Genomic DNA, 24837 nt, shown 5'->3' with positions numbered 1-24837 from the left:
GGTTTTGACCTCTCTTTGGCTACTAAATTGCAAAATGCATTTCTACTAACTGTAGCACTATTTTATGAAATTGGTATAAGACGCTCTAGATTAGCGTATCCCTACCCCCTGCTCTTAAAATTTTGATTGCCTATGTTAAAATTCTTGCCGGCAGGGAGAGTCCCCCGCCTGTCAAGATTTTGGTTGAAAGTAAACAAAAATTTTAGTCAGGGAAAAGAAAATGAGTAGCCAACTTAACAAACCTCTGGAAATATGGATCAATGAAGATTTACTACTTCCTGGTGTACGCCCAGCCCCACTGCTAATGCACCTCAGCCCGCCGGACACTCATCCAGAGTTAGAGTTTTGGAATTTGCTCAGGGATAAATTGCCGGATCTAGTCAAGATTTACCGATTTACAAGCTTGGCAGATGCAGGCAAGATTGTGGTAACTCCACATTTTATTTCAAGTTATTATGGCCTTAAGAAAGAAGGTCAATTAAATAAATTTCGGCACCAAGTATTAGGGTCAAAACGGAATATCGTCACCTTTTCAAACTGTTTGGAGTTTCAGCCTTATCAAGGAGAAATATTTTTTGCATCTGCCACTTACAATGATAAAAAAGAAAAATCAATACCCACGCCCCAATGGATTTACGACGTGGGAGAGAAGGTAAATATACCAAAACCATCAATTCCTACTGTCGGCTTTGTGGGAAATATTGAATATCCATCCCGACTAAATTCGCTGATATTACGTTATATTAATTTTTCGGATTCTCTGGTTAACTGGATGGCATGCAACCTTTTTGTTAATCGTAATTTGAATTTGGGGATGCGAAGGTTGATTGCACGATTAGTCAGAAAAAAAATAATTAATGAAGTGCGAAAAGCGAAAAATATACAAACATCTTTGATTGAAAGAAAGGGAGATTTTTTTACTCTTCCATTGGAAGAAAAAAAACGCCAAAGAGCCGAGTATATAGAAAATATCGAGAATAATGCTTATATCTTGGCGATGAGGGGAGACGATAATGGCTGTTACCAACTCGGGGAGGTGATGTCAGCAGGGAGAATTCCGCTTTTCATTGATACCAATAGATCCTTACCGGAGTTGAGAGGGATGAAATGGGAAGATTTTTGCGTTATCGTTCCTTTTTCGGAAGTGCATCGGATTGGAGATTATGTCCAAGCTTTTCACGATAAACTTTCGGATGACGATTTTGCTGAGGTTTGCCGGAAATCTCGCGCTGCTTTCGATCGGCTACTCCCTCACAATTTTGTTCTCAGGATTTTGGAAATAATTGCCAAAATTACCAACTAATGATGTATAAAAATGGCGATAGAAGGGCGGCTAAGAATGTCGGAGTTAATTTAACTCTCGGATAAAATTACAGCAGTTATTAATCATTTGCCCGATTTCTCTCCGGCAGACGTGTTAGAGTTGGCTAGTTCTTTGTATTGGCGGGAGTTGATTTGAAGAAAAAGCGATCGCTTTTTTTTAAAAATAAAATCACGACTGCAACCACTTCATAAACTTATTCGTCGCAGTGCCGATCGACTGTCCTACCTGTTTCTTTAAACGCCACCGCTGAAACGCTTGTTCGTAATCTTCCCCTTCAGTTTGATAAACATTCCAAGCATTCAGCGACAATCCCAATCCCCACGTTAGTAAAATAAAAAGCGACCAAGAAAGCTCGTGCGCTGCTGCTAGATTAAACAAAACTAAAAAAGTATTGATAATGCCGTACTTGGTCACATTTTTCTGCAATTTGCGACGACGGTAAGTGTTAAAAACCAGCTTTTCTTGAAATTCTCCTCTAGTTGCTAACCATTGCTGTTCCGCCGCCAGAATATCCTGTTCGGAAATGCCCAATTCCGCTGCAATCTCGAAAAGCTGGACTCTAGATAATTCCCCTTCATCCTGGCGCCGCGCGATCGCAAGCTGTAAAATACCTTGAGCATCCTCTGATCCGTAAATTTGATTTATTTGACTTTCATTTGTCGCCATAACAAGTTTCCTATAATTCCTGACATCATTTCTATGATAGAGATAACCGCAGTTAAACGGCAGGTAGTGACATTGGCGGATTTCAACACCCGAAAAATGAGGAGGCGATCGCACTTCCCACAGTCGCCAAGCGTGTAGGTAGTTCACCCCAAAGTATACATCCAGCCATCCCTCGCACAAATCCTCACAATTCCGTCCCAAACTACAGGCGTCGCCTCAAAGGACAAACCCGGTTTAAATCTCCCTGATTCTATTACTTTCAAACGGTAAAACTCGCCTTTAGCATTTCTCAAAGCATTCTCATCCCCAGACTTCGCTCGTTCCCAATTCAAATTGAACAAATAAACACCGTTGTATCCCGCAGTGATTAGTTTATTGCCATCGGTAAAAATCGGAGTAGAAATTGAAGAACCAATCGCTTTTTTAAACACTATTACCGGAGTATCGTAAGACTGATTTCGCCAAGGTACAGCAGTTTTTTTACCTGTAATCATATCTTGGGAACCGATGTATAAATTGCCGTCGATCGCATTTGTGGCAAACAGCGCCGGAAACTCCCCTGAATTGTACTCGTCATTCAACCCCACCGAGCCTATTATCCCGCCTTCCCAGCTAGAAAGTCGGCGATTTCCAGTCGGCAAAAACCATTCGACGCTGGCATTCGGTTCCTTGTTTGGATTCAGCTTCAGCACTCCGCCGTTGCCCTGAATGTATTGTTTTTCAATAGCACAAAACAGTTTTCCAGATTTAGAAATTACAGCACTTCCGTCCAAATCTGAACCGGTATAAAAATCCCATACTATCTTTTTACTTTCAATGCTAATACCGTAAATATGACCGGAACCAGCAGCTATAAATATTCTATCTTTGAGCCTTGATGGGGATGATTCCGCTACCAAGTTTCCGCCGTGCTTGCTGATATCTCCTGCTGCATAAAGCTGTACTTCCGACAAGATATTTGGCTGCTTGATTCCTTGTTTGATTTTTGCCTTGCTTGTCGAACTATCGAGAAAATAGCCGATCGCATTTTCCCCCGCATTGAACAAAACGCCACCGCCGAGGTACAAAGCGCTGCTGTCATTATCGCGGCTGTAGCTGGGCGTTCTCCTGATGTCCAATTTCCAAAGTTCCTTGCCAGTTCTAAAAGATATTGCCCTAAAACTCGGCACGACACTTTTGCCACCACCGCCACTGCGGCTTCCCTGCAAAATCACAATTCTGTTTTCGGCGCTGGCTTTTTCATCGATATAAATCGTTGATGAACCTTTGATTATATCATCAAACTTATAGCGCCAAACTTCTTTATTGGTAGCAATATCTATTTTTCGCAAATTGTGGTCATAAGCACCTATAATTAAATAAGTTTTTCCCCCGTCTCTGGTAATTGTCGGCTGTCCAGTCCAACCGGCACCGCTCCAAACTACAGACCGCCTTCCCAGAAAAGTCCGGCCGCTGCCGAGTTGAAATTTGTCGATTAACTTCAAGCTTTTCGGAACACCTCTACCGTAGAAGCGGCGCTGGTCGTTACCTAAAAATGTCGGGACTAATAATTCTATTTCTGGGTCTGCTTTTGCCAGAGAATTGTTAATATTAGTTTCTAATAAAGCTTGTTCCGAAGAGGCAGTTTGGTACAGTTTGAGAACAGCAGGAGGAACAGCGGCGCTCAGCAAAAATTGTCCGAGCTGTTGATTGAAGGTTCTCCGAGATGATAAACTCATGTTAGATCGAGATAATCAGCCATAATATTAAAACATAATTATCAGCAACAACTCAATTAAAACATCTCGCGCTAAACTGCTAGATAACTGACAAGCTTACCCAGCACGAGTTAAAGTGGATTTGATTATGGTCAACCGTCTTGCTCAATCCCAAAGCCTTTACCTCCAGAAACACGCCGAAAATCCGATCGACTGGTGGCCCTGGTGCGACGAAGCCCTAGAAACGGCCCGGAGCGAAAATAAACCGATTTTCCTGTCAATTGGCTACTCTAGCTGCCACTGGTGTACGGTGATGGAAGGAGAAGCATTTTCCGATGGCGCGATCGCTCAATACATGAATTCGCACTTTATACCGATAAAAGTCGATCGCGATTTACAGAATACCTTGAACATCCTCTGAACCGTAAATTTGACTTATTTGACTTTGATTTGTTGCCCTAACAAGTTTTCTATGAATTCCTGACATCCTTTCTATGGTAGATATAAGCGCAGTTAAAATGCCGGTAGTGACATTAGCGGATTTCAACACCCAGACATTTGAGTGAGCGAGACTCCTGACTATTGGAGTGGAAATTGAAGAACAGATATATTACCTCAACTTTAAACTAATTAATTTCCAGAAGTTTGACTAATTTTGCTATCTCGTTTCAACATAAATTGATAAAATATCCCAAACAAAATCACCGCAATCATCCCCACCACTAAAGAACCTTCACCCTCATGCCAATATTTAAACAAATCTAGGCGATGAGATGCAACTAACCAAGCCATTCCCGCCACTCGAAAAACATTAATAATAAAACCACAAATGACCGCGACAGCTATTACCAAAGCCTTATTTTGTTTAGTAGGAAACATCACCAAACAAATTACAGCTAAACCTAATAAGTAATTCATTGCCTCTATACCCGAACAACCCCCATTTACCAACACCCTTCCTGTCGGTAAAGCAACATAATTACCGTCACGTGTTACATTAAAACCGACATACCACAAAGAATAATAAGCAAATTTAGCAGTAAGCGAGGTAATAAAATCCACTAAAGGTAACGTAATGACACTGGGGGTGCCATGAAAAAATAGTATTACCAATTCACGCCAATATAGTTTTAAGTTCTGAAAACCTACCGCAAGTAGGCTCAAACCTAAACCAGACAAAAAAGGTGCAAGTCTTAAAAAAGGATCTAATTTACTGGAAACCACAGCACTTTTAAATAAAATAAAAGCTATTAAGAGCGTCCCTGCTACTCTCGATAATAGGTCACTTTTTATCTCACTCTGTTTGAGAATATCCTGGTTGTCCCAAAGCAGGGAACCCACAGCGAACCAAAAAACTATACTCATCCAAAAATGAGCAATATCACCCAGTTTCCACAAGAGTGTCATATTCAGAGTTACTAAAGCTGTGGCGATAATGATGAGCCAAAAAAGTTTTCTCTTGAACATTTTGATATTAGTTATTAGTTGATTAATTAGATCAATACTTCGGACAGTTTTTGATTGCCAACCGTAGAATAAGGGTTTCAAGGCAATTCGGCAAGTTCGCTACCAACACAAAATCGAGGGTTTCAGACTACGAACTAAAAACAGTTCGGACTATTGTTAGATGATATCATAAAAATAGTACGGGATGTGGACAACTCCGTGGCTTGATCCCTTCCTCGGGAAACGACACTTCGGCTACGCGATCGTGCATCGCACGGGGGATTTTAATCCCCGTCAATCTTTGACCTGATGTTAGTAGACACTCTGGAATTTGATGGATGGTGAGACTCAGATGCAACGCATAGCTCAGCATTAGGATACTTAGTTAAAATATGACTACTCAAAATGATTGGTTTGGTGCCTAGCAGTCGCTTACTCAGCCCCTGTAAGCAAAGACTAACAAGTGAGTGACTCAACAAAAATTAAAAATAAGTAACCTCAATGATGCTTGCATTTCTTGAGAGTTGACGCAATTGGCACCGCGCACGGTGTGACACTGAGGTTCGAGTAAATACGGCTGAGCGAGTTAGAGTTCGAGCAATGATCAATGGTGATTATCTCCTTTTAAAGAATCTCAGTGTCTTTAGATCGGAAATTATTAAGAAACAGCCTTACGGTAGTTCTTAAATCCGCTGTCTAGGGGCGACTTGACGTTCAATACCACTACCCTGGGGTGCTGTAATTACGCCACCCATCCAGCCATGATTCGCCGTTTAACTGTTCCGCATCAATTCGGATTAGTCCGTTGCAGGGATTGCTCGCCCTCTAAGATGTTTCAATGCCTAGTTGATAAACTTGATTCCCAGGACTCAATTATAGATCTTAATAACAGCGGTAACGCTACAACTGCGTTTCATCTCGCGTTAAAAGTCCGAGGTTTTCACGGCTGCGCGCTATCAGATAATAAGAAACCTGGTTTCTTGGTGAAACCAGGTTTTTAGTTATCTCATAAAATAATCAGTTTGGCATCAAGCCAGAATCGAAAACGAGTTCAAACGATCGGCTATTGAGCTTTTTGAGCCTGAGCGCGTTGCTTTTTGAACATAGTACCAAACCCAACAGCGGCTCCAGCAGCAAGCATTGTTAAAGGTTCAGGAGTAGCTTCAGTGTTGCTAGTGCTGCTGATGTAAGAATCGCTTTGACCATTGGGTAAGGCTTGAACGTGCAAACCTAATTTTAAGGCACCGGTATTCAAAGCGGAAACTACGTTAGCATAATTTCCCGTAAACCTCACTCCCAAACTTTCGCTACCTTGGACAGCCCATTTATTACCACCACCATTATCCCTTGTGAAGGCATAGTCTGTGGTGAAGCCAGTACCACCTTGAGGCAATTGATCGCTACTAGCACCACCAGTAAAGGCTACATCCCCAGTGTTATTAATGTTAGCCTCGGCATTAGACAGATAGCCATTATCATCAAAGAGAACTTTACCGATAAACATACTAGAGGCAGCAGTATTTCCAGAGTTGAAGATGTTAAAAAGAACTGATGTACCCTCGTCAACTACGTCAAATGAAAAGCTATTTGCATAGGCATCTCCCGGCGTATCCCCACCAGCGATATTACCAAAGCTGAAGGCAGATGCAGGTGCTGCGGAGACTGCACTAAGAGCGGCGACACCGGCAACAGCTAAAATAGATTTGACTAAATTTAATGGGGATTTCATGGTTGACACCTTTATTTTTAAGTTGACTGGAAGCAGGTTTTTTTCCTTCACATATTCAATGTAAACCGAAGCACAAGTTAATGCAAGTAGGTTTGATAAAGATTCGATAAAGATTTGAAAGGCGCTGATTTGATTTAGCCAAAATCCCTAAACTGATGACCTCTAGCTAGCTATTTTCTATGGCGTACATCAAAAAATAGAGCTGCTGTCACCCGGGTTTTAGTCCTGAATTTTCTCTCTTTCAAAAAGCTATAACCCACCTTCCTAACCAGGGTTTTCATACAGCATAATTACTGATAAAACTCTTTTGAACCTCTAAATTATGCCCTTAAAAAGTCCTTTATCCGTTAATGTACGGTAGAAAAGTTTAATTGATAGCTTGATTGCTGGGTAAAAATAGGTAAAAACCGATGGTGACAGTTGAGGCTGCGGAATGTGGGCTATAACTCAGGACAAAATCTTGGATCGTATTCGGTGCGTCGATTCTCGCTTTCCGATTCAGCAACAAGCGCCATTGAGAGAGACTAAAACTAGCCATCCATACCAAATCAGTTGTAGCGGTGTAGGCCAAACTGTAATGTTCCAGGAAAAAACGACGACAGGAGTCAAACCAAGAGGTAGGGATACGTTTCGGTGCTCGTTATTATCTGTGACGCCGGAACTTTGGCCGACTAAAGGGACGGCTCGACTTTCTGGGACATAGTTTTCGGAACACGTCTACCGTAGAAGGCGCGCTGGTCGTCACCTAAAAATGTCGGGACTAATAATTCTATTTCTGGGTCTGCTTTCGCTAAAAATTTGTGAATATTATTTTTCCGAAGAAGCTCGATTCCAAGATTTAACGGCGTGACAAGCAAGTAGAAAGACTTGACGCAGTAAGGGTTTGAGTAGCTTGTCCTCAAAAAAATGTGGGCGTGCGATCGCTACTTTTTAGACTTTCTACAGGGTCGAATCAGGATCGTTCGCGTTCGCTACCATCAAAATTGTCAATAAACTTGTGATAATTACTACTCTCTTGAGGGAGGTTCAAGAGCCTAAACCCTCTAAATATAAAGGTTTCAGCGGCTTTGTCACCCCGTCAATTCCCAGATTCAGTTTGGCACTGCTTGAGGACAGCAGGAGAAACCGCCGCAGTCAGCAAAAATTTTCCAACCCGTTGATTGAAGGTTCTCCGAGATAATCGACTCATTTGACATCTAAATTATCAGCGATCGTATGAAAACATGATTATCCGCAGCAACTCAACTAAAACATCTCGCGCTAAACTGCTAGAGAACTGACAAGCTTACCCAGCAAAAGTTCAAGTGGATTTGATTATGGTCAACCGTCTTGCTCAATCCCAAAGCCTTTACCTCCGCAAACACGCCGAAAATCCGATCGACTGGTGGCCTTGGTGCGACGAAGCCTTAGAAACGGCCCGGCGCGAAAATAAACCGATTTTCCTGTCAATTGGCTACTCTAGCTGCCACTGGTGTACGGTGATGGAAGGAGAAGCATTTTCCGATGGCGCGATCGCCCAATACATGAATTCGCACTTTATACCGATAAAAGTCGATCGCGAAGAACGGCCGGATATTGACAGCATTTATATGCAAACCTTGCAAATGATGACCGGCCAAGGCGGTTGGCCTCTCAACGTTTTTCTCACTCCCGACGAGCGAGTTCCCTTCTACGGAGGCACTTATTTCCCCGTAGAACCTCGCTACGGGCGGCCCGGATTTTTAGAAGTTTTGCAAGCAATTCGCCGCTTTTACGATACAGAAAAAGGCAAAGTAGAAGCCTTCAAAGCAGAGATTTTAGGCAACCTCCAACAGTCGGCAGCGCTGTCAGGAATAACCGCCGAATTAAATCGCGAAATTTTTCAAAAAGGCTTAGAACTCAACACCGGAATTATTGCCGGCAGCAACCCCGGCCCCAGTTTTCCGATGATGCCTTATGCTGAGCTAGCACTGCGGGGAACGCGATTTAATTTTGAATCAAAATACGACAGCAAACAAGTCTGCACTCAGCGCGGATTAGACTTAGCATTGGGCGGCATTTACGACCACGTAGCAGGCGGATTTCACCGCTACACGGTTGACGCGACTTGGACTGTGCCGCACTTTGAAAAAATGCTCTACGACAACGGTCAAATTGTTGAGTATTTAGCGAATTTGTGGAGCGCGGGAATACAAGAACCGGCTTTTGAAACTGCGATCGCGGGGACAGTAGAATGGTTGAAGCGAGAAATGATTGCGCCAACAGGCTATTTTTATGCTGCACAGGATGCGGACAGCTTTACCCCCCCAACCCCCCCTTACCAAGGGGGGGCAGAAAATCCAACCCCCCCTTACCAAGGGGGGGCAACGGGGGGGTCAGAACCGGAAGAAGGAGCATTTTATGTCTGGACTTATGCCGAACTCGAAGCACTATTAACTGCTGAGGAATTGGCGGAAATTCAAGCACAATTTACTGTTAGCCGTAGCGGCAATTTTGAAGGCAAAAATGTATTGCAGCGCCGCCATCCGGGAAAACTGAGCGAGACGGTAGAAAAGGCTTTGGCTAAACTCTTTCAAGTTCGCTACGGTGGCAATCCCGATACTGTAAAAACCTTTCCGCCAGCGCGCAACAATCAAGAAGCTAAAAATGACAGTTGGCCGGGTAGAATTCCCGCCGTTACTGACACGAAAATGATTGCTGCTTGGAATAGCTTAATGATTTCGGGTTTAGCCCGCGCTGCGGCGGTTTTTGGGAATTGGGAATATCTGGAATTAGCTGTGACAACTGCTAATTTTATTTTAGACAATCAGTGGACGGATGGGCGGTTTCAGCGGTTGAATTATGACGGACAATCTGCTGTAACCGCGCAGTCGGAAGATTATGCTTTGTTTGTGAAAGCATTGTTGGATTTGCATCAAGCGAGTTTGACTTTAGGAAACGGGGAAGAAGCAAAACAGTTGCCGAATTCTCAGTTTTGGTTGGAGAAAGCTGTGCAGGTGCAAGAAGAGTTTGATGAGTTTTTGTGGAGCGTGGAATTGGGAGGATATTACAATACTGCTAAGGATGCTAGCGGAGATTTGTTGGTGCGGGAACGCAGCTATATAGACAATGCAACTCCGGCGGCGAATGGAATTGCGATCGCCTCTTTGGTTCGTCTCGCACTGTTGGGGCAAAATTTGGAATATCTCGATCGCGCGGAGCAAGGTTTGCAAGCTTTCAGCAGTATTGTACAAGATTCTCCGCAAGCTTGTCCGAGTTTGCTTTCTGCTCTCGATTGGTATCAGCATTCTACCCTAATTCGCACGACTCCAGATCGAATTTCTGGGTTGATTTCGCAGTATTATCCGACTGCTGTCTGTCAGATTGAGGCTGATTTGCCTGAAGGGGTTGTCGGGTTAGTTTGCGAGTGTTTGACTTGCAAGGAACCGGCGAAAAGTCAAGAGCGGCTGTTGGCAGAAATTTTGCAAAGTCAAACGCGAGTTTAGCACCAATACTGTCTATATTATTGAACCGCGAAGACGCGAAGGACGCGAAGGAAGAAGGAGGAAGCTGGAGGAAGAAGTAGATTATCTTCTACCGGGAAGGAAGTACATCTTCAATCCGCTCCTCAATCTTCCAAAATCTCAACTAAGTCTTCCATTGTCACGTCGAAGGCGCGGGCGATTTTGTAGACAGCAGAAATATCCGCCGTGTTCAAAGAATCGCGCTGAACGTAGCTTCTAACAGTGTTGTAATTCACTCCCGATCGATCGGCAACTTCTTTAAACGTCCAACCTTTTTGCTCAGCTAGTTCTCGAATCCGCAGCCTAACGTAGCCCATTAGTGCGATCGCCCCTACTATTCTAAAAACTCGACCAAATCTTCAATCATTACGTCAAAAGCAAGGGCGATCTTCTGAACGGCACTCAGATCTACCATACTCATGCCATCATCGCGTCTAGCGTACCCTTTCAGCGTATTGTAATTAACCCCTGAGCGCTCGGCCACGTCTTGCAGCGTCCAGCCCTTTTCTTCTGCCAACTCTCGAATCTTTAGTCTAACTCGCCCCATTTTGCCCTTGACAACTGGTTAGATTTAACCTTAACATCTAAATAATTCAAAACGATCGCCCTCCTAGCCTAGAGAACTTAAGGGCGATCGCCTTTTCTACCACACCCCACGAACGTGGGGAAGGATTACCCTATGATACCAACATCGAAGCCCAAATTAAACACTCATCCCTGGTGTATCGTGCGGCAATTGCCAAATATGCAGCGATTGGTTGTGGCGAGGTTCCACCGCCGAGGCGATGCTGAGGGATATATGCAAATTTTACGGCGGTTGTTGCCGGCGGCCAAACACGCGATCGTATTTGATACGACTGGGGCCGAGAAATTGCCAGAAGTTCGACTGAATTAGAGCGAATGCTGTAATGGATAAGTGCGATCGCCCTTTTGTGTTTGAATTGGAAAGTAATAAATCGTGAAGGGCGATCGTCCTTTCCTCTCTGCTAAAAATTCTCGCCATTCTGCACGCTTGCCGCACCCAACATTACAATTAGCGTTACAATAAACGAGGAGTTGTGACTTGCCAACGCAGAAACAATCCAACACAGCGATATTCCTCTGTCAGTTGCTTTCAAATTTGTATCAGCCAATCAATGTTTTTCGTTACGATCGCCACTTAAAAACACTCTACATCCAGGCTGGGGTGAGTGATGAAATTGGGATACTAATAGATGAAAATGGAAATTGGAGCTGTGTTCTATGACGCAAAACTTACACCTGATGACGAATGCGGAATTGAAACACTACCTTTCAGAGCATAGAAACAACGGCGAAGAATTCCGGCTGGCACTGCAAGTTTTGCTCGACCGCCGCGATACTAATGCTGCAAGCCAACCTTATCCTTTTGAGCTTGCCGATCCAGAAAGCGAGGTGACAGCAATGTTGACCGATAAAATCGATCTGTCAACAACCGCTCAACCCGTTCGGGTAGTTTACTACAATCTCTATCTTCTGATTAATCGCGGAGATAGTTTAACCCGAGAAACCATTGCAATTGATACTTACACATTTGACCCCCAATTGATCGAGGGAGATACCGTCTGCATCAAAGATTGGAAAGTAGGAATTGCAGCGGACACAGGACTAGAAAATAGAGCTTTTTCTTTTGATACAACTGTCATTGACGTGCAAAAAACCGTAGTCCGGCATCAACATTTCTCTGTGGATATCCTGCTAGAATCACCCGATCGAGAGATAGTAGCTCAACTGAGAGATGCCTTGACCTTCAGCAATCTACAAAATTTTGGACAAAATAATCCCATTGAATCCTCAACATTTTTAGAGTTGAATTTGACCTCCCAATAGTTTTAAGCGGCAATATTTCCGATCTCATTAGCGATTAGCAAATTACAATATAAGCATTTTTTATATTGACTCTGTAATATTTATTTACTATAATTACCAGGTCAGAAATAATAAAATTGTTACGCCTCACAGTTTTTCCCAAATAACAGCTAAACTATTCTAACGTTTGCGCGTCCCCAGCGTCGCAGGCTCAACCTATAGCTGTTAAGGATTCGTCCTGATTCACAGGAGCAAGATTTTAAAATATGCATCTGAGCGAACTGACTCACCCAAACCAATTACACGGCCTCTCGATTCATCAACTCGAACAAATTGCCCGACAAATTCGAGAAAAGCATTTAGAAACTGTAGCAGCCAGCGGCGGCCACCTCGGCCCCGGCTTGGGTGTAGTCGAACTGACTTTAGCACTCTACCAAACACTCGACCTCGATCGCGACAAAGTTACCTGGGATGTCGGCCACCAAGCTTATCCTCACAAATTGATAACCGGCCGCTACAACCAATTCCACACCCTGCGCCAAAAAGACGGCGTTGCAGGCTATCTCAAGCGCTGCGAGAGCCAATTTGACCATTTTGGTGCCGGCCACGCTTCTACGAGCATTTCCGCTGCCCTAGGAATGGCGATGGCGCGCGACCTCAAGGGCGAAAACTTTAAAACAGTAGCAGTCATCGGCGACGGCGCATTGACTGGCGGCATGGCACTCGAAGCAATCAACCACGCGGGCCATATGCCGAAAACCAATCTGATGGTAGTGCTCAACGACAACGAGATGTCAATCTCGCCCAATGTCGGCGCGATTACCCGCTATTTGAACAAGATGCGACTCTCGCAGCCGGTGCAATTTCTCAAAGATAACTTAGAGGAACAATTCAAACACATTCCCTTTGTCGGCGAAACTTTTACCCCAGAAATGGAACGCCTCAAAGAAAGCATGAAACGCTTGGCAGTTTCCAAAGTAGGAGCCGTAATTGAAGAATTGGGCTTTACCTACATGGGCCCGGTAGACGGACACAATTTGGAAGAGTTAATTGCCACTTTCAAACAAGGTCATACTATCCAAGGGCCGGTGCTAGTTCACGTGGTGACGGTGAAGGGTAAAGGATACGCGATCGCCGAAAAAGACCAAGTAGGATATCACGCCCAAAATCCCTTTAACTTAGCCACCGGCAAAGGCATTCCCTCCACCAAACCCAAGCCTCCAGCTTACTCGAAAGTCTTTACCCACGCCCTGGTAAAGCTAGCAGAAAATAATCCCAAAATTGTCGGCATTACCGCTGCAATGGCAACCGGAACCGGCCTTGACAAACTTCAGGAAAAACTGCCAAAACAGTACATCGATGTCGGTATTGCCGAACAGCACGCCGTGACTTTATCGGCGGGTTTAGCCTGCGAAGGAATGCGCCCCGTTGTAGCAATTTACTCGACATTTTTGCAGCGGGCATACGACCAAATAATTCACGATGTCTGCATCCAAAATTTGCCCGTTTTCTTCTGTTTGGATCGAGCCGGAATTGTCGGCGCTGACGGCCCCACCCACCAAGGAATGTACGACATTTCCTACTTGCGCTGTCTGCCAAATATGACAATTATGGCGCCCAAAGACGAGGCAGAAATGCAGCGGATGATAGTCACAGGAATCAACCACACCAGCGGCCCGATCGCCATGCGTTACCCGCGCGGCAACGGTTACGGCGTGCCTCTGATGGAGGAAGGTTGGGAAGAATTGCCGATCGGCAAAGCCGAAATCCTCCGCAACGGCGATGATTTGCTGATATTGGGTTACGGTTCAATGGTTTATCCGGCGATGCAAACTGCAGAGATGCTGAGCGAGCACGGCATTGAAGCAACTGTAATCAATGCGCGTTTTGTCAAGCCTTTGGACACCGAATTAATCTTGCCTTTAGCACAGCGAATTGGCCAAGTTGTCACAATGGAAGAAGGCTGTTTAATGGGCGGCTTTGGTTCAGCAGTAGCCGAAGCTTTGCTAGACAATAATGTCCTAGTTCCACTGATGCGCTTGGGTGTACCTGATACATTGGTGGATCATGCAACACCTGAACAATCCTTTGCAACTTTAGGATTAAATCCGTCGCAAATGTGCGATCGCATCTTAGCAACATTCAGCCGCAAACAGTCACCCGTTAGCGTGTAAATAGCTAGAATTGTAGGGTTCGCACTGCTCCACCATTGGTGTCAACAAACACCCTATTTCCCTCAGTCCGGCAGGGGTTTAAACCCCTGCCTCAAAGCTAAAGTCCTCTTGCATAGGACTGAAGAACTCATTAGTCCTACTATATAGTTAAGGTCATTAGTTGATAGCCATAGATCGAATAGGAGGATTTTGTGGGAGAAGCTAACCGTCGAAAAAGATTCGATTCAAATTACGGTAACAGCCTTAATATTGGATGTTTTATCGCTGCTTCTACTTCCAGCGATGCTCATGCTGTCTACCTTGGAATTGGACGCAAGAGAAGCGTAGAACGCAGACTTATATCAGCTCACGCAAGCATCATTGACGCATGGAAAATCTTGGTTTATTGCCAAGATATTTTATCGAAGCTTAAATATTTTCATCTGCAAAGCAACGATCAAATTACTAGCAATTTCATTAGCAGTTTGATTGGGACTTACGATGATTATCCTGATGACGATGCTGTTTATGAAGTGTCTGGGGATAAAAAAGCGCTTATGGATTGGCTGTCGCAAGGCAAAACGATCTTGGATGATGATTTGCCTTCCAATATTAACGTTTTGGTTGTAAAGCCCCCAGTTTCCAAAAAGTACAAAGTTTTTTGGTACGAATCAGAAGAAGCTCCAAAAAATACTTACGGTAATCCCGAAGAAAATTGTGTTTTTACAGTCGGTAAAAATTCTGATGAACCAATTTCGGGGGGTGCTAACAAGAAAGTAATTTTTTTCAGCAGTTATGTAACCGCTGCCTATTTAGCTGACTATGTGAATCGGTTGAACAGAGATAGTTTAACTGAGGAAGAAGTCAAGCGACTGTTGTTTGAAGCCAATCAGCTTCAAGGAAAAATTTAGCCAACTAGGAATCACTGCTTTCAGTCATTTCTCATAGTTTTTGACGAGCGACAACATAGTATCATCTGACACAAAGGAAAACCAACAATGAAAGAGAAGTTTATGGTACAATCAGATTGCATAAACATTAAAATATAAGGTATAAAAAACAATGACTAACGTGAAACCAAATCGTACCGTGCGGCGGGGAAGACTGTTCCCAGAAATTCAGTGGTCAGAAGAAAAAAAAACTCAGTGGCGCGCTGAAAGAGAAGCATTTTATCAGCGTTGCAAACCTATTTTCGATCGCCTAAAACCAGAATTGATTAAAACCCACTACAACTGGTACATGGCAGTTGAACCCGACAGCGGAGACTATTTTATCGACAAAGATGATATGGTGGCTACCAAAATGTGCCGCCAGAAACACCCAAATGCTATCCCGTTTCTTTTCCGCATCAACCATACAGGGGCGTGCGGCACGATATGATTGCAGGAAGATTTGGTGATGAAGACGAGCTATTTTTTGAAGTAGAATTGATTGCTAATAACGGCTTAGAATTACCTGTTGATGCCCTGCTAGATACAGGTTTTTCTGGCTGGCTAGCAATGGACAGTCAGGATTTAGAAGGGCTGGATTGGATTTATATTAGGCGACAAAAAATGCGGACAGCTAAGGGAGAATTCAATTTCGATATTTATGCAGGAAAAGTACGCATAGATGAGCAAGAGTTTGACATTCCCGTTCATGTGGGTGACGGAGTACCGGAAATTTTAATCGGCCGCCAGTGGCTGAAAACTCGGCGGTTAGTAGTTGATATGTCTGCCGGTATTTTGACATTGGAAGCTAGTTAAAAGCAAAATGAATTTAAAAAGTTTTGACATAGTAATAGTAGGAGCCGGCCCAGCAGGAGGCCACTGCGCGAGAATCCTAGCCAAATCCGGCCACAAAGTCTTGCTGGCAGAGCAAAACGACAATTTTAATAAAAATGACTTTTCCAGCGCCGCCACGCCTCTAGAAACCCTCTCTAAATTCGATTTACCCCAATCCGTTATCGGCAGTTTTTGGCACAAACTTACTATTGAAACTAGCAAAGTCAGTCAAAGTTGGGAGTCTCCCCAAAGCTTGGGAGTTGTTCTCAACTTTGCTAAATTTAGAGCATTTCTAGCCAGCGAAGTTGAGCGATTTGGCGGTGAAGTTTGGCTTGGTTATCGCTACACCGGACATTCACAAGCCAAAGGCGAAACAACAGTAGAATTTAAACAGTTATCCGACGGTCAAGTTATCAAAGTTAGCACGAAAGTATTGGTTGATGCTACTGGCTTTGCTAGGGCGATTATGTACGAAAAAGAGAAGGATAAGCCCGATTTTTTGTCTGGAACCGGAATAGAATATTTAATTGAAGTAGAGCCAGAAGTTTACAATAAATACAGGGGTGATTTAATCTTCTTTTTGGGCGATAAATGGATGCCGAAGGGTTATTCCTGGATATTCCCAATGGAACAAAACAGGCTGAAAGTTGGTGCGGGCCGCATTTTTTTAGATCCGAAAACGTTGAGGCATTTGTCACCGCTGAAAAAATATATTGATTTACTGATTGATGAATATCTGAAGTCTAAAAATTATCAAATTATTGACAAACACGGTTCGACGCTGAAGTATAGTCCTGGTTTGAAAGATATTTATTGTAGAAATAATATAATTGCGATCGGCGATAGTGTCTCGACAGTAAATTTTTTGGGTGGCGAAGGAATTAGACACGGGATGGATGGTGCGGAAATTGCGGGGAAATATATTCAAAGGTATTTGGAGGGGAAAATCTCAGATTTTCGGGATTATGAGACGGAAATGCACCGCAAGTTTGATAAAAAATGGAATATTTCGGAAAGGTTGGCTGTGAGAAAATATATCGATGATGTTAATGATGAACTGACAGATAAAATGATTTCTTATTTAAAGTATATGAAAACAGAAGATGTTATGGATATTTTATTTTATTATAAGTTTGAGAAGATTTCCAGAGGGTTAGGCGGTTATTTGCAGCGGAAAATCAAGGGATTGATTAAGCGATTTCACTTGTAAGGTACGTCAGTTGAGAAATTGTTAGTTGAGGGAAAAATCTCGCTGGCTGACGCACCCTACAAACCTAATTGCCATAAAAAATTTTCTGCTGTAACTTGAATGCGCGGCAGCGACAGTAAAGCATCGTCAAAACTGCTAAAATTTGACCTATATGATACACCAAAAGTATACCCAGTCGCTCCAATTAAATGCGCTACAATTGGATCGACATCCCCGTAAGGATAGGCAAAACATTTAACAGATTTCTCTAATCCCCCTTCCAAGATAGCACGGGATTTCGCCCCCTCCCGCACAATTTCTGTCGGCGACAATGCAGTTAGAGGTTGATAAGTAGCAGACATAGAACCGAATTCAATCCCTGCATCCTGCAGTTGGCGAATTTCCGGCCATCCCATTAACTGCACTTCTTCAAATTCGGCTTTTTCCCAACTATTTGTCTTTCCTATCGACTCCGCTACCAGAAAAACAGTCGCTGTAAAATCAAAGCGTTTTAGCAGAGGCCAAGCATATTGAAAAAAGTCGAGATAGCCTCCGTCAAAAGTCATCGATACAGCTTTACCGGGTAAAGGAGTTTTATCCAGTTTCGCACTTCGCCAATCTTCCCAACTAGCACTATAATAACCGCGATCTTTGAGATACTGCAACTGTTGTTCCAAAACCTGGGGGGTAACTGCGTCTAAACCGTCAGGAGAAATGCGACGGTAGGCGAGAATGGGCAGCCTTTGTGTAACGCTATGATTGTCAAAAAGTTGAGGTTTCACTGAATGAGAAACTTCCCCAGACGGCGATTTTCGCCCAATAATTTCCGGTGCGTAAAATACTTGCTTTGGAAACGAGTTTTCTGGGGCAATTTCCATTGTTGTTTCCCCCGCAATTGCCGCCGCTGACGCGATTTCCCGCAGCGCCGCCGCTGGGAGTGCGGCCCGGCGGCTGACACTCGTCCCGATCGCACCCGATCGCCTACCGAACATCAACGCATTTGGCGGGTAAATGCCCCCAGCACCCGCTGCATTCAAACTCTCGGGCAAATCCGACCTTTGTTGAGCACAAGAGGCTAAGCGCGATCGCAGCGATTGCTTGCCGTTGAGCGGTTTTCCCAGCAAAGCTTCTCGCACGCTGGCGACGCACAACTCAAAACCGCTATTTTGAGTAATTGTCGATCGCAATTTTTGAGCAGAAACAAAATTATTTTCCACCGCAATAGTGACAATACCGACAGCAACGCCGCCTACTTTCACCAGCACGTCAATTTCAGAAAGATCAACTTGTATATTAGTAAATTCCTCGCTAACTTCTAAAGCAATTAAATCTTTTTCGAGCGTAATTGTTGGGACTTCTTCGGCTATTTCTGGCTTGTAGAAATCCTCCAAATGCCAATGCGGACGCCCCCATAATTCTTGCAAAAATAGCGTCCAGTCATTTTTTTTGTGCAATGGTTCCAGCAAAGTTTGCCACAATCTATTGCCTTTTTCGCTGCGATTGCGTTGAAAGAAGCGATCGAGAATTTGCCCAGCAAACTCGGCTGCGATCGCATCCGCCAACACCGCACCGGCAACCGTGCCATCGCAGACTGGCAATTCAAGAATACCGAGTTTAATTCCTTCTAGTTCGATCGTACAGCACAGGCGATCGCATATTTGCGGAATATCGCAAATATCGGAAATTGGTTCGCTCACTTCTACCGTAACTTTCCAGGCAATTTCACCCTTGACTCGCTTAATCTTATCTAAAATAGATTTAATTTCATTTTTAGTAAAAATTTTATGATATTTGTGAACCTTATTACTTTGAACCTCTCTCTCAATCCCTTGGTGCCAAGGTAGATTTAAACTGAGGTTAACGGCTTTTTCTTGATAAAGTTCCAGCATTTTTTCATCATAGGCAACGCCCATAAAATTACAAATTTCTTTTAATTTTTTTACTTTATTATCTACAATTTCTTCATATTTGACTAATATATGATTAGATTTTTTAGCATATTTGTGACTAATTAACATCGCCTCTTTCCACCGAGTAATACAGTGGTTTAAATCCCAACCAGGCCCCCACAAATCATGAGAACTGCTAGTAGCCTCATGCAGAGAAGCTATTGTATCCATACTGTTTCTCAAAATATGTATAAATTTAGCATCCGGCAAAAAGCGCTGTATATCCTCAATAAAATATATGTGTTCCGGCGTTTTTTCCAACCAAATACTTTTGTTTTGTTCCGCCGCCAAACCATCCAAAACTCCGACAAACCAACTAACTTTAGTGGCCACAGTTTGACTATCATCAAAATCTTGCAAAAGTTCAGGGCGATTAATCTCATCCTTAAAAAAAGCTTCCATCCTACCTGGCAACTTTCCCGCAAACTTATTGTACAGTAAATAGTGAAAAAACTTAGATTCAGGAAAAGAAATAACTTCAGGATGAGCGGCTAATAAACTTTGAAGCATGGTTGTGCCGCTTCTCGGACAGCCTAGTAAAAATATCCGTTTCATTTTTATAGCTGATAAATGGTTTGTGAATTAGATTTTTTTTGATTAAAAGCAGAGAGCGCTAACTGCACAGATGAAAAGAAGAAACAGCTATGATTCATGTATCATTTATTAGAAATCATTGGTAAATCTCTGTCTTTTTTGTTCCTATATGGGCAAAAAGTTTTTTCCTAACTCCAATTAAAGTTTTCTTTCAACAAATCCGAAAGTTCTTGATTGTAAGGCTGGAAATAATTTATCAATTTTTGTTCGATTTCTGGCGGCATTTGGCTGTAGCGATCGATATGATTTATTTGATATTCTTTAATTGCACTCGCACTAAGATCCAAAAAATTCAATACTTCCGAAAATACTTTGTCGGTATTTGCGTAAAAATCTTCGGTCTTGAGAATTAGCAACTGTTCCCTCGGAAAATAGTCGAGCCAATTTTTGATTTGTTCTACATAAATTCCCCGCGACAAATAGGAATAATGCTGGTGATTAAAACTGTAATAATTTTCATCAACTTGGATTTTTTCAATCTCACCTTTGAGTCTATCAGGTTCAGAAGCGATCGCCTTTTCAAAATCCAACTTTTCGCAGCCACTCGCCACTTCTAAATGATAGTGCATCCATGCTCGTTTTACCGGGTTTTGCAGCATCACAATCAGCTTAACATCTGGGAAACACTTGTAAACTCGCTCCGCCACCAAAGGATGATAAATATAGTAAGGAGTCATCTCCCACAGCAGCACCTTCTCACCCGCGACACTCCGCGTCAACTGCTTGCTGTACCACTCAACACCACGCTCAAAATTCAAATCAAAAAAGTGAATGTCCCGGGAACCTTCTTTAATAATTTGCAAGTGATGCGCGAGATAACCGTATAGAGATTCCGTGTCGCAGTTTTGAGCGCCAACAATTAAAAACTCAGGTTTTTGCTTATTTTCCAATTGAGTCGAAATCTTGGCGTAGCCGGGATTATTCTTATCCAAATCGTAAGTTAGAGAGGCTAGTTCAGGTAAATCCCGAAGCGGCATTTTGCCCTCAAATTCCCAGCGGTAGGGCGGACAAAGAATCGTTTTTTGGTTGACAGTCGATCGCACGTACAGCGGATAAACCTGCCAATGATAATCGTAGGCGTAAGCCAAAGTTTCCTCGTAAACCCCAGCATTCACGTAATACTGACCGTTTCCTAAATCCAGCCTGTCGATTTGCAGCCGGATTTTGCCTTTCCCTTTCACCAGCGGCAGCAGTCTGCCCATTTGATTAGTATTAGTCTCAAAACAGCTTTGACCATCTTCCCTGCTGATTGTTACGGCAAAAATAGCAGCAGAAATTTCCTGCGAGACCGAATAATGAATTTCAATGCTAATAGCATCACCGCTATCTATTTCCGTATTAGGCGACACTTTGACATCGGTAATTTCTACTTCCATAGAACCGAAGCGATTCTGATTACCTCGCTGTGACGAGCCGCTACTTGTAGCTTCAGCAGCACGCAGGGGAGTGCGATTTGATGTGGACGATCGCATTTCTGACAAATACTGACCGACTACCACTTCTGGTTCGCCATAAGCCACGATTTCACCTGATTTCAGCCACAAAGCCCGATCGCACATTTTCTGAATTTGCGACGCGGTGTGAGAAATCAAAACAATCGCACATCCTTGATTCTTAAACTCAGTTATCTTATTCAAACATTTAGTTTGAAAAGCCACATCACCAACCGACAAATGTTCATCAACTAACAGCACTTCGGGATCGGTATGCACCGCCACCGAAAAAGCCAGCCGCATTTTCATCCCCGTACTGTAAGTCCGCGTCGGGCTGTCAATAAACTGTTTTAACTCTGCAAATTCCACAATATCGTCAAACCTGCGCGCCACTTCCCGGCGAGTCAAACCGGCCACCACCGCACCCACAAACACGTTTTCTCTGCCCGTTAGATCCGAGTGAAAACTCGCACCCAAATCCAACAAGCCGCCAATTCTGCCGTTAACTTTAATAGATCCTTCCTCAGCCCGGCAAATACCGCCGACAAGTTGCAGCAGCGTTGATTTCCCCGCGCCATTCTTGCCAAGAATTCCCAGCATTTCGCCAGGAGAAACAGTAAAATTTATATTCCGCAGCGCCCAAAAACTCGCCTCCGGCTTCAGCTTCCACCAACCGGACAAAGCGGCTTCCATAATCGTATAAGGTTTCGCGGTAGAGTAGCGGTTAAAACGCTTACCCAAACCTTTGACAATAATTGCTTCACGCATTTACACTTCCTCCACAAAATGAGCGCTTTGCCGTCTAAAAATTCCCAGTCCGATGGGTAAAAGAGCCGTCACAGCCAAGCTCAAAATTAACAGAGCCGACCAATCCGGCTGCATACCTTTAAGAAGTATGGCGCGGTAAGCTTCAATCAGGGGCACCATTGGATTTAAGTAATAAAAAATCTTAAATTTTTCCGGGACGCTGCTGATGTCGTAGAAAATCGGAGTCAGGTAAAACAGCATCTGCAAAACTACTCCCAAAGTGTGCTGAGTGTCGCGGAAAGTGACATTCAAAGCGGCAAGGGGATAAGCAAAACTAACTGTCAGGACAAACTGAATAATCATCAGCAGCGGCAACAACAAGAGCACTGCATTCAGAGGAACGCCATCAATTGCCAGAAAGATAAGTAACACCGGCAATGCTAAGAAAAAGTGAATGAGCCCCGTCGTCGTCGCGACTACCGGCAAAATTGCCGGGGGGAAATTTGGCTGCCTGATTAGTGGCTTATGATTGGTAATTAATGCCGTTGATTTAAATAATACCGTTTGAGACCAATTCCAGATTAACAAGCCGCTGAAAGCAAAGGAAGAAAATTTTGGAATATTAAGGGGTACGACAGAGCGAAACAAAAAGGAAAATACAGCCAACTGTAACAGCGGACTGATTAAAGTCCAAGCAATCCCCAAGGTCGATCGCTTGTAAAGTAATTTCATATCGCGATCGACCAACACCCGCAGTAAATCGAACCAATGAGCAATTTTGCGCCGATAAACCAGCGTTCCCGCATTTCTCACCGCACACCTCCGGCACATACCAGCGGTTCAACCCCAAGAACAGCAGCCAAACACTGGGCTTGCAAGTGCGCTTCCCTGTAAGCAAAAGAACTTTGCAGAACTCCCAGCAACTCGCTCACTACCAATTTGCCGATCAACCGGCCAGGAATCATCAAGCGACCCAATAGCAACCTGTTCAGCCACTGAGAGCAAACAAAATTCCAAATTTCCAGCCGCGGCACAGTGCGGTTGCGCGTGCAGATGACAACGCTCATTGACGGCAGGTGGCGATGGGAAACTGCTGCTGGTTCCTGGCCGAAGAACTCTACCAAAGTCGATCGCACGAACTCTTTGCCTAACTGATCCACAATTGTTTGTCGCACTCGATCGATCGCAATTGTTTGTTCCCAGGGACTGTTACTAACATAAGCCCAGCCCAGAGGTCGTCCCCGGTAGCGAACTAAAATGCGAAATCCTTCATATTTTCCTAGTTTCCGAATGGGATTAATCTGTTCGGCCAACTCAATTTCCATCACTTTTATTGCCATAAGTTGCTCCTAAAAATAGTCTAGCGGGAACTAGAGAGAAAAGTTCTGAGTTTTGAGTTGGGAGTTTTGAGTTGCAATTTCCCAATTTTCCAATTTCCCAACTTTTGAGGTTGGAGTTTTGAGTTTAAAGTCCCCGACATACTTATTAATTACTAATTCGTACATTTTCAAAGCAACTAAAGGCTTTTCTTCGATCGTTTCAGCCTTGCGGGGCATACCGTTAACCCCAATCGCCCGAGCCAAGGGTTCGGCAAAGTGAAGCGCCAGAATCGATCGCAAGTGAGCGCCCCGCAGCGGTTCCGCGCCCGCTTGCGGAAAAATGTGGCCTACTTTCTGTTGACCGTAATACAGGTAAACCCCAGCCGGTCGTTCCGCCTCCAGCAGGCTTTCTGCGGCTTCCCAACCTTGCTCCAAATCGATGTTAATTTCATGTCCGCCCAAATCGCCGCGGGCCGGGGTTCCTTGCATAAAACTAGAAATTGCCGATCTACTTTTCAACTCATCGATAACACCCCGCAAATACCAATAACCGCGCAATTTTGCCCGCAACCACCGCCAAGTTCCCCGCATCCGCAAGCTTTCGAGTAAATCAAGGGATTTCCTCAGTCCCAGGGCCAGCCAATCCACAGCAGCCGGGCAGAAAAACGTGACAGCTACCAGAATTTTATCTACCAGGGAGTAAGCAGTTTCGTAGGCTGCTATCGGCAGTATCGGTTTAATTTCCGGGTGTCGGTGGCCGATCAAAACATCCGATCGCCCTTCCTGACGAAATCTGCCGAAAGAGCGATCGAGATTGTTGGTTTCGTGTTCGTAATGATAGCCCACTGCTTCAGCAGCCACAACAACAGGTACATCAGCTTTCAGCAAACGCACCCCAAACTCGTAATCTTCCCCGCCGCAGTTCCCGAAAGCCGAATCAAAGCCATCGAGACGAGCAAACAGTTCTGCATCCAAAGAAAGGTTGCCGCTGAGCAAATCTTTATAAGTAAATCGGTGACCGGGCTGGCTCATCTGATAAAACTTGTCTTCCCACCACGATCGCACTTCCACGTCAAAAAGTCTAGTTCCTCCGTGCAACTTAGGCGGATATGGGCCCATGACAGCCGCTCCCGGACGCTCTCGGTGAGCGCGCGCGTGGCTTTCAACCAAAGGCGGCAGCGCTTCGATATCGTCGTCGAGAAACAGCAGCAATTGCCCCGTAGCCGAAGCCGCTCCCGTATTGCGGGCGATGGCAGCACTCCGGCAATTTACCTCGATCGCGTGCAGTTTAAACGGAGCTTTGTAGTCTTGTAGCATTGCCAAAGTATTGTCAATGCAGCTATCTGCCACTACAATAACTTCGATCAGCTCGATCGGATAAGTTTGCGAGTGCAAAGCATCCAAAGCCCGCCGCAGCGAAGAACTTCGATTGTGAGTGGGAATAATTACGCTAACAGTCAAATTTTCCATATTTACATTACCAAAATTAACTTCATCTACATTTCATCTGCTTTCATCT

At 44.0% G+C, this 24837-nt stretch carries 21 protein-coding genes and 1 pseudogene; 11 read left to right on the top strand and 11 right to left on the bottom strand.

Going from position 1 to position 24837, the window contains the following annotated elements; all coding sequences use genetic code 11:
• The first annotated feature begins 403 nt into the window (after positions 1-403).
• Positions 404-1303, top strand: a complete 900-nt coding sequence (locus QUA78_RS18555; RefSeq protein ID WP_333307026.1) for a hypothetical protein — start codon at positions 404-406, stop codon at positions 1301-1303.
• 189 nt (positions 1304-1492) lie between these two features.
• On the opposite strand, the gene QUA78_RS18550 is transcribed toward QUA78_RS18555, so the two are convergent.
• Both QUA78_RS18550 and QUA78_RS18545 read right to left on the bottom strand, forming a co-directional pair.
• Positions 1493-2137 (bottom strand): 2TM domain-containing protein, encoded by a 645-nt coding sequence (locus tag QUA78_RS18550; RefSeq protein ID WP_333307028.1) that lies wholly within the window; start codon positions 2135-2137, stop codon positions 1493-1495.
• The gene (locus QUA78_RS18545; protein ID WP_333307030.1) at positions 2134-3708 is read right to left on the bottom strand and encodes an outer membrane protein assembly factor BamB family protein; all 1575 of its coding nucleotides are present in this window, start codon (positions 3706-3708) and stop codon (positions 2134-2136) included. The genes QUA78_RS18550 and QUA78_RS18545 overlap by 4 nt, the downstream gene beginning before the upstream one ends.
• Before the next feature lie 127 nt (positions 3709-3835).
• On the opposite strand from QUA78_RS18545, the pseudogene QUA78_RS18540 reads away from it, so the two are divergent.
• A pseudogene (locus QUA78_RS18540) lies at positions 3836-4081 on the top strand (DUF255 domain-containing protein); the annotation flags it as partial.
• A 236-nt stretch (positions 4082-4317) separates the two neighbouring features.
• Here the strand turns inward: QUA78_RS18540 and crtA are convergent.
• Both crtA and QUA78_RS18530 read right to left on the bottom strand, forming a co-directional pair.
• Positions 4318-5235, bottom strand: a complete 918-nt coding sequence (gene crtA / locus QUA78_RS18535; protein ID WP_333398959.1) for a cyanoexosortase A — start codon at positions 5233-5235, stop codon at positions 4318-4320.
• Positions 5236-6196: 961 nt separating this feature from the next.
• Positions 6197-6862 carry a PEP-CTERM sorting domain-containing protein gene (locus tag QUA78_RS18530; protein WP_333304521.1) on the bottom strand — a complete coding sequence of 222 codons (666 nt, stop codon included), beginning with the start codon at positions 6860-6862 and terminating at the stop codon, positions 6197-6199.
• Positions 6863-8178: 1316 nt separating this feature from the next.
• On the opposite strand from QUA78_RS18530, the gene QUA78_RS18525 reads away from it, so the two are divergent.
• Positions 8179-10326 (top strand): thioredoxin domain-containing protein, encoded by a 2148-nt coding sequence (locus QUA78_RS18525; RefSeq protein WP_333304519.1) that lies wholly within the window; start codon positions 8179-8181, stop codon positions 10324-10326.
• Between the two features lie 122 nt (positions 10327-10448).
• On the opposite strand, the gene QUA78_RS18520 is transcribed toward QUA78_RS18525, so the two are convergent.
• Positions 10449-10661, bottom strand: coding sequence for a helix-turn-helix transcriptional regulator (locus tag QUA78_RS18520; RefSeq protein WP_333304517.1), 213 nt, complete (start codon positions 10659-10661; stop codon positions 10449-10451).
• 17 nt (positions 10662-10678) lie between these two features.
• Complete coding sequence (locus tag QUA78_RS18515) at positions 10679-10891, bottom strand: helix-turn-helix transcriptional regulator (protein WP_332958208.1); 213 nt, start codon at positions 10889-10891, stop codon at positions 10679-10681.
• Positions 10892-11023: 132 nt separating this feature from the next.
• On the opposite strand from QUA78_RS18515, the gene QUA78_RS18510 reads away from it, so the two are divergent.
• From QUA78_RS18510 to QUA78_RS18480, 8 genes are all read left to right on the top strand, one after another.
• Entirely contained in the window at positions 11024-11239 is a 216-nt protein-coding gene (locus tag QUA78_RS18510; RefSeq protein ID WP_333304516.1) for a hypothetical protein, read from the top strand.
• A gap of 168 nt (positions 11240-11407) precedes the next feature.
• The gene (locus QUA78_RS32925; protein WP_445302388.1) at positions 11408-11590 is read left to right on the top strand and encodes a DUF6888 family protein; all 183 of its coding nucleotides are present in this window, start codon (positions 11408-11410) and stop codon (positions 11588-11590) included.
• Complete coding sequence (locus QUA78_RS18505; protein ID WP_333304515.1) at positions 11587-12192, top strand: DUF6887 family protein; 606 nt, start codon at positions 11587-11589, stop codon at positions 12190-12192. The genes QUA78_RS32925 and QUA78_RS18505 overlap by 4 nt, the downstream gene beginning before the upstream one ends.
• Positions 12193-12437: 245 nt before the next feature.
• On the top strand, positions 12438-14345 hold the full coding sequence (gene dxs, locus QUA78_RS18500; protein ID WP_333304514.1) for a 1-deoxy-D-xylulose-5-phosphate synthase: 1908 nt from the start codon (positions 12438-12440) through the stop codon (positions 14343-14345).
• 191 nt (positions 14346-14536) lie between these two features.
• Entirely contained in the window at positions 14537-15235 is a 699-nt protein-coding gene (locus QUA78_RS18495; protein WP_333304513.1) for a hypothetical protein, read from the top strand.
• Between the two features lie 151 nt (positions 15236-15386).
• Positions 15387-15704 carry a hypothetical protein gene (locus QUA78_RS18490; protein WP_333304512.1) on the top strand — a complete coding sequence of 106 codons (318 nt, stop codon included), beginning with the start codon at positions 15387-15389 and terminating at the stop codon, positions 15702-15704.
• Positions 15701-16069 (top strand): aspartyl protease, encoded by a 369-nt coding sequence (locus QUA78_RS18485; RefSeq protein WP_333304511.1) that lies wholly within the window; start codon positions 15701-15703, stop codon positions 16067-16069. Before QUA78_RS18490 ends, QUA78_RS18485 begins: the two co-directional genes overlap by 4 nt.
• Positions 16070-16076: 7 nt before the next feature.
• Complete coding sequence (locus tag QUA78_RS18480; RefSeq protein ID WP_333304510.1) at positions 16077-17297, top strand: NAD(P)/FAD-dependent oxidoreductase; 1221 nt, start codon at positions 16077-16079, stop codon at positions 17295-17297.
• Between the two features lie 56 nt (positions 17298-17353).
• On the opposite strand, the gene QUA78_RS18475 is transcribed toward QUA78_RS18480, so the two are convergent.
• The 5 genes from QUA78_RS18475 to QUA78_RS18455 all read right to left on the bottom strand — a co-directional run bounded on the left by QUA78_RS18475 (position 17354) and on the right by QUA78_RS18455 (position 24788).
• Entirely contained in the window at positions 17354-19780 is a 2427-nt protein-coding gene (locus QUA78_RS18475; protein WP_333304509.1) for a sulfotransferase, read from the bottom strand.
• A gap of 167 nt (positions 19781-19947) precedes the next feature.
• Positions 19948-22020 carry a Wzt carbohydrate-binding domain-containing protein gene (locus QUA78_RS18470; protein ID WP_333398958.1) on the bottom strand — a complete coding sequence of 691 codons (2073 nt, stop codon included), beginning with the start codon at positions 22018-22020 and terminating at the stop codon, positions 19948-19950.
• Positions 22021-22830, bottom strand: a complete 810-nt coding sequence (locus QUA78_RS18465) for an ABC transporter permease (protein WP_333398957.1) — start codon at positions 22828-22830, stop codon at positions 22021-22023. It abuts the gene before it with no gap.
• A complete protein-coding gene (locus QUA78_RS18460) occupies positions 22809-23339 on the bottom strand; it encodes a hypothetical protein (RefSeq protein WP_333305091.1) in 531 nt (176 codons plus the stop codon). The genes QUA78_RS18465 and QUA78_RS18460 overlap by 22 nt, the downstream gene beginning before the upstream one ends.
• 30 nt (positions 23340-23369) lie before the next feature.
• Positions 23370-24788, bottom strand: coding sequence for a glycosyltransferase (locus tag QUA78_RS18455; RefSeq protein WP_333305089.1), 1419 nt, complete (start codon positions 24786-24788; stop codon positions 23370-23372).
• Positions 24789-24837: the final 49 nt, after the last annotated feature.

Origin of the sequence: Microcoleus sp. K4-B3 (genome assembly GCF_036704615.1) — a bacterium.
GTDB lineage: Bacteria > Cyanobacteriota > Cyanobacteriia > Cyanobacteriales > Microcoleaceae > Microcoleus.
The sequence above is the reverse complement of the archived record's forward strand: the minus strand, read 5'-3'. Positions and strand labels throughout refer to the sequence as shown.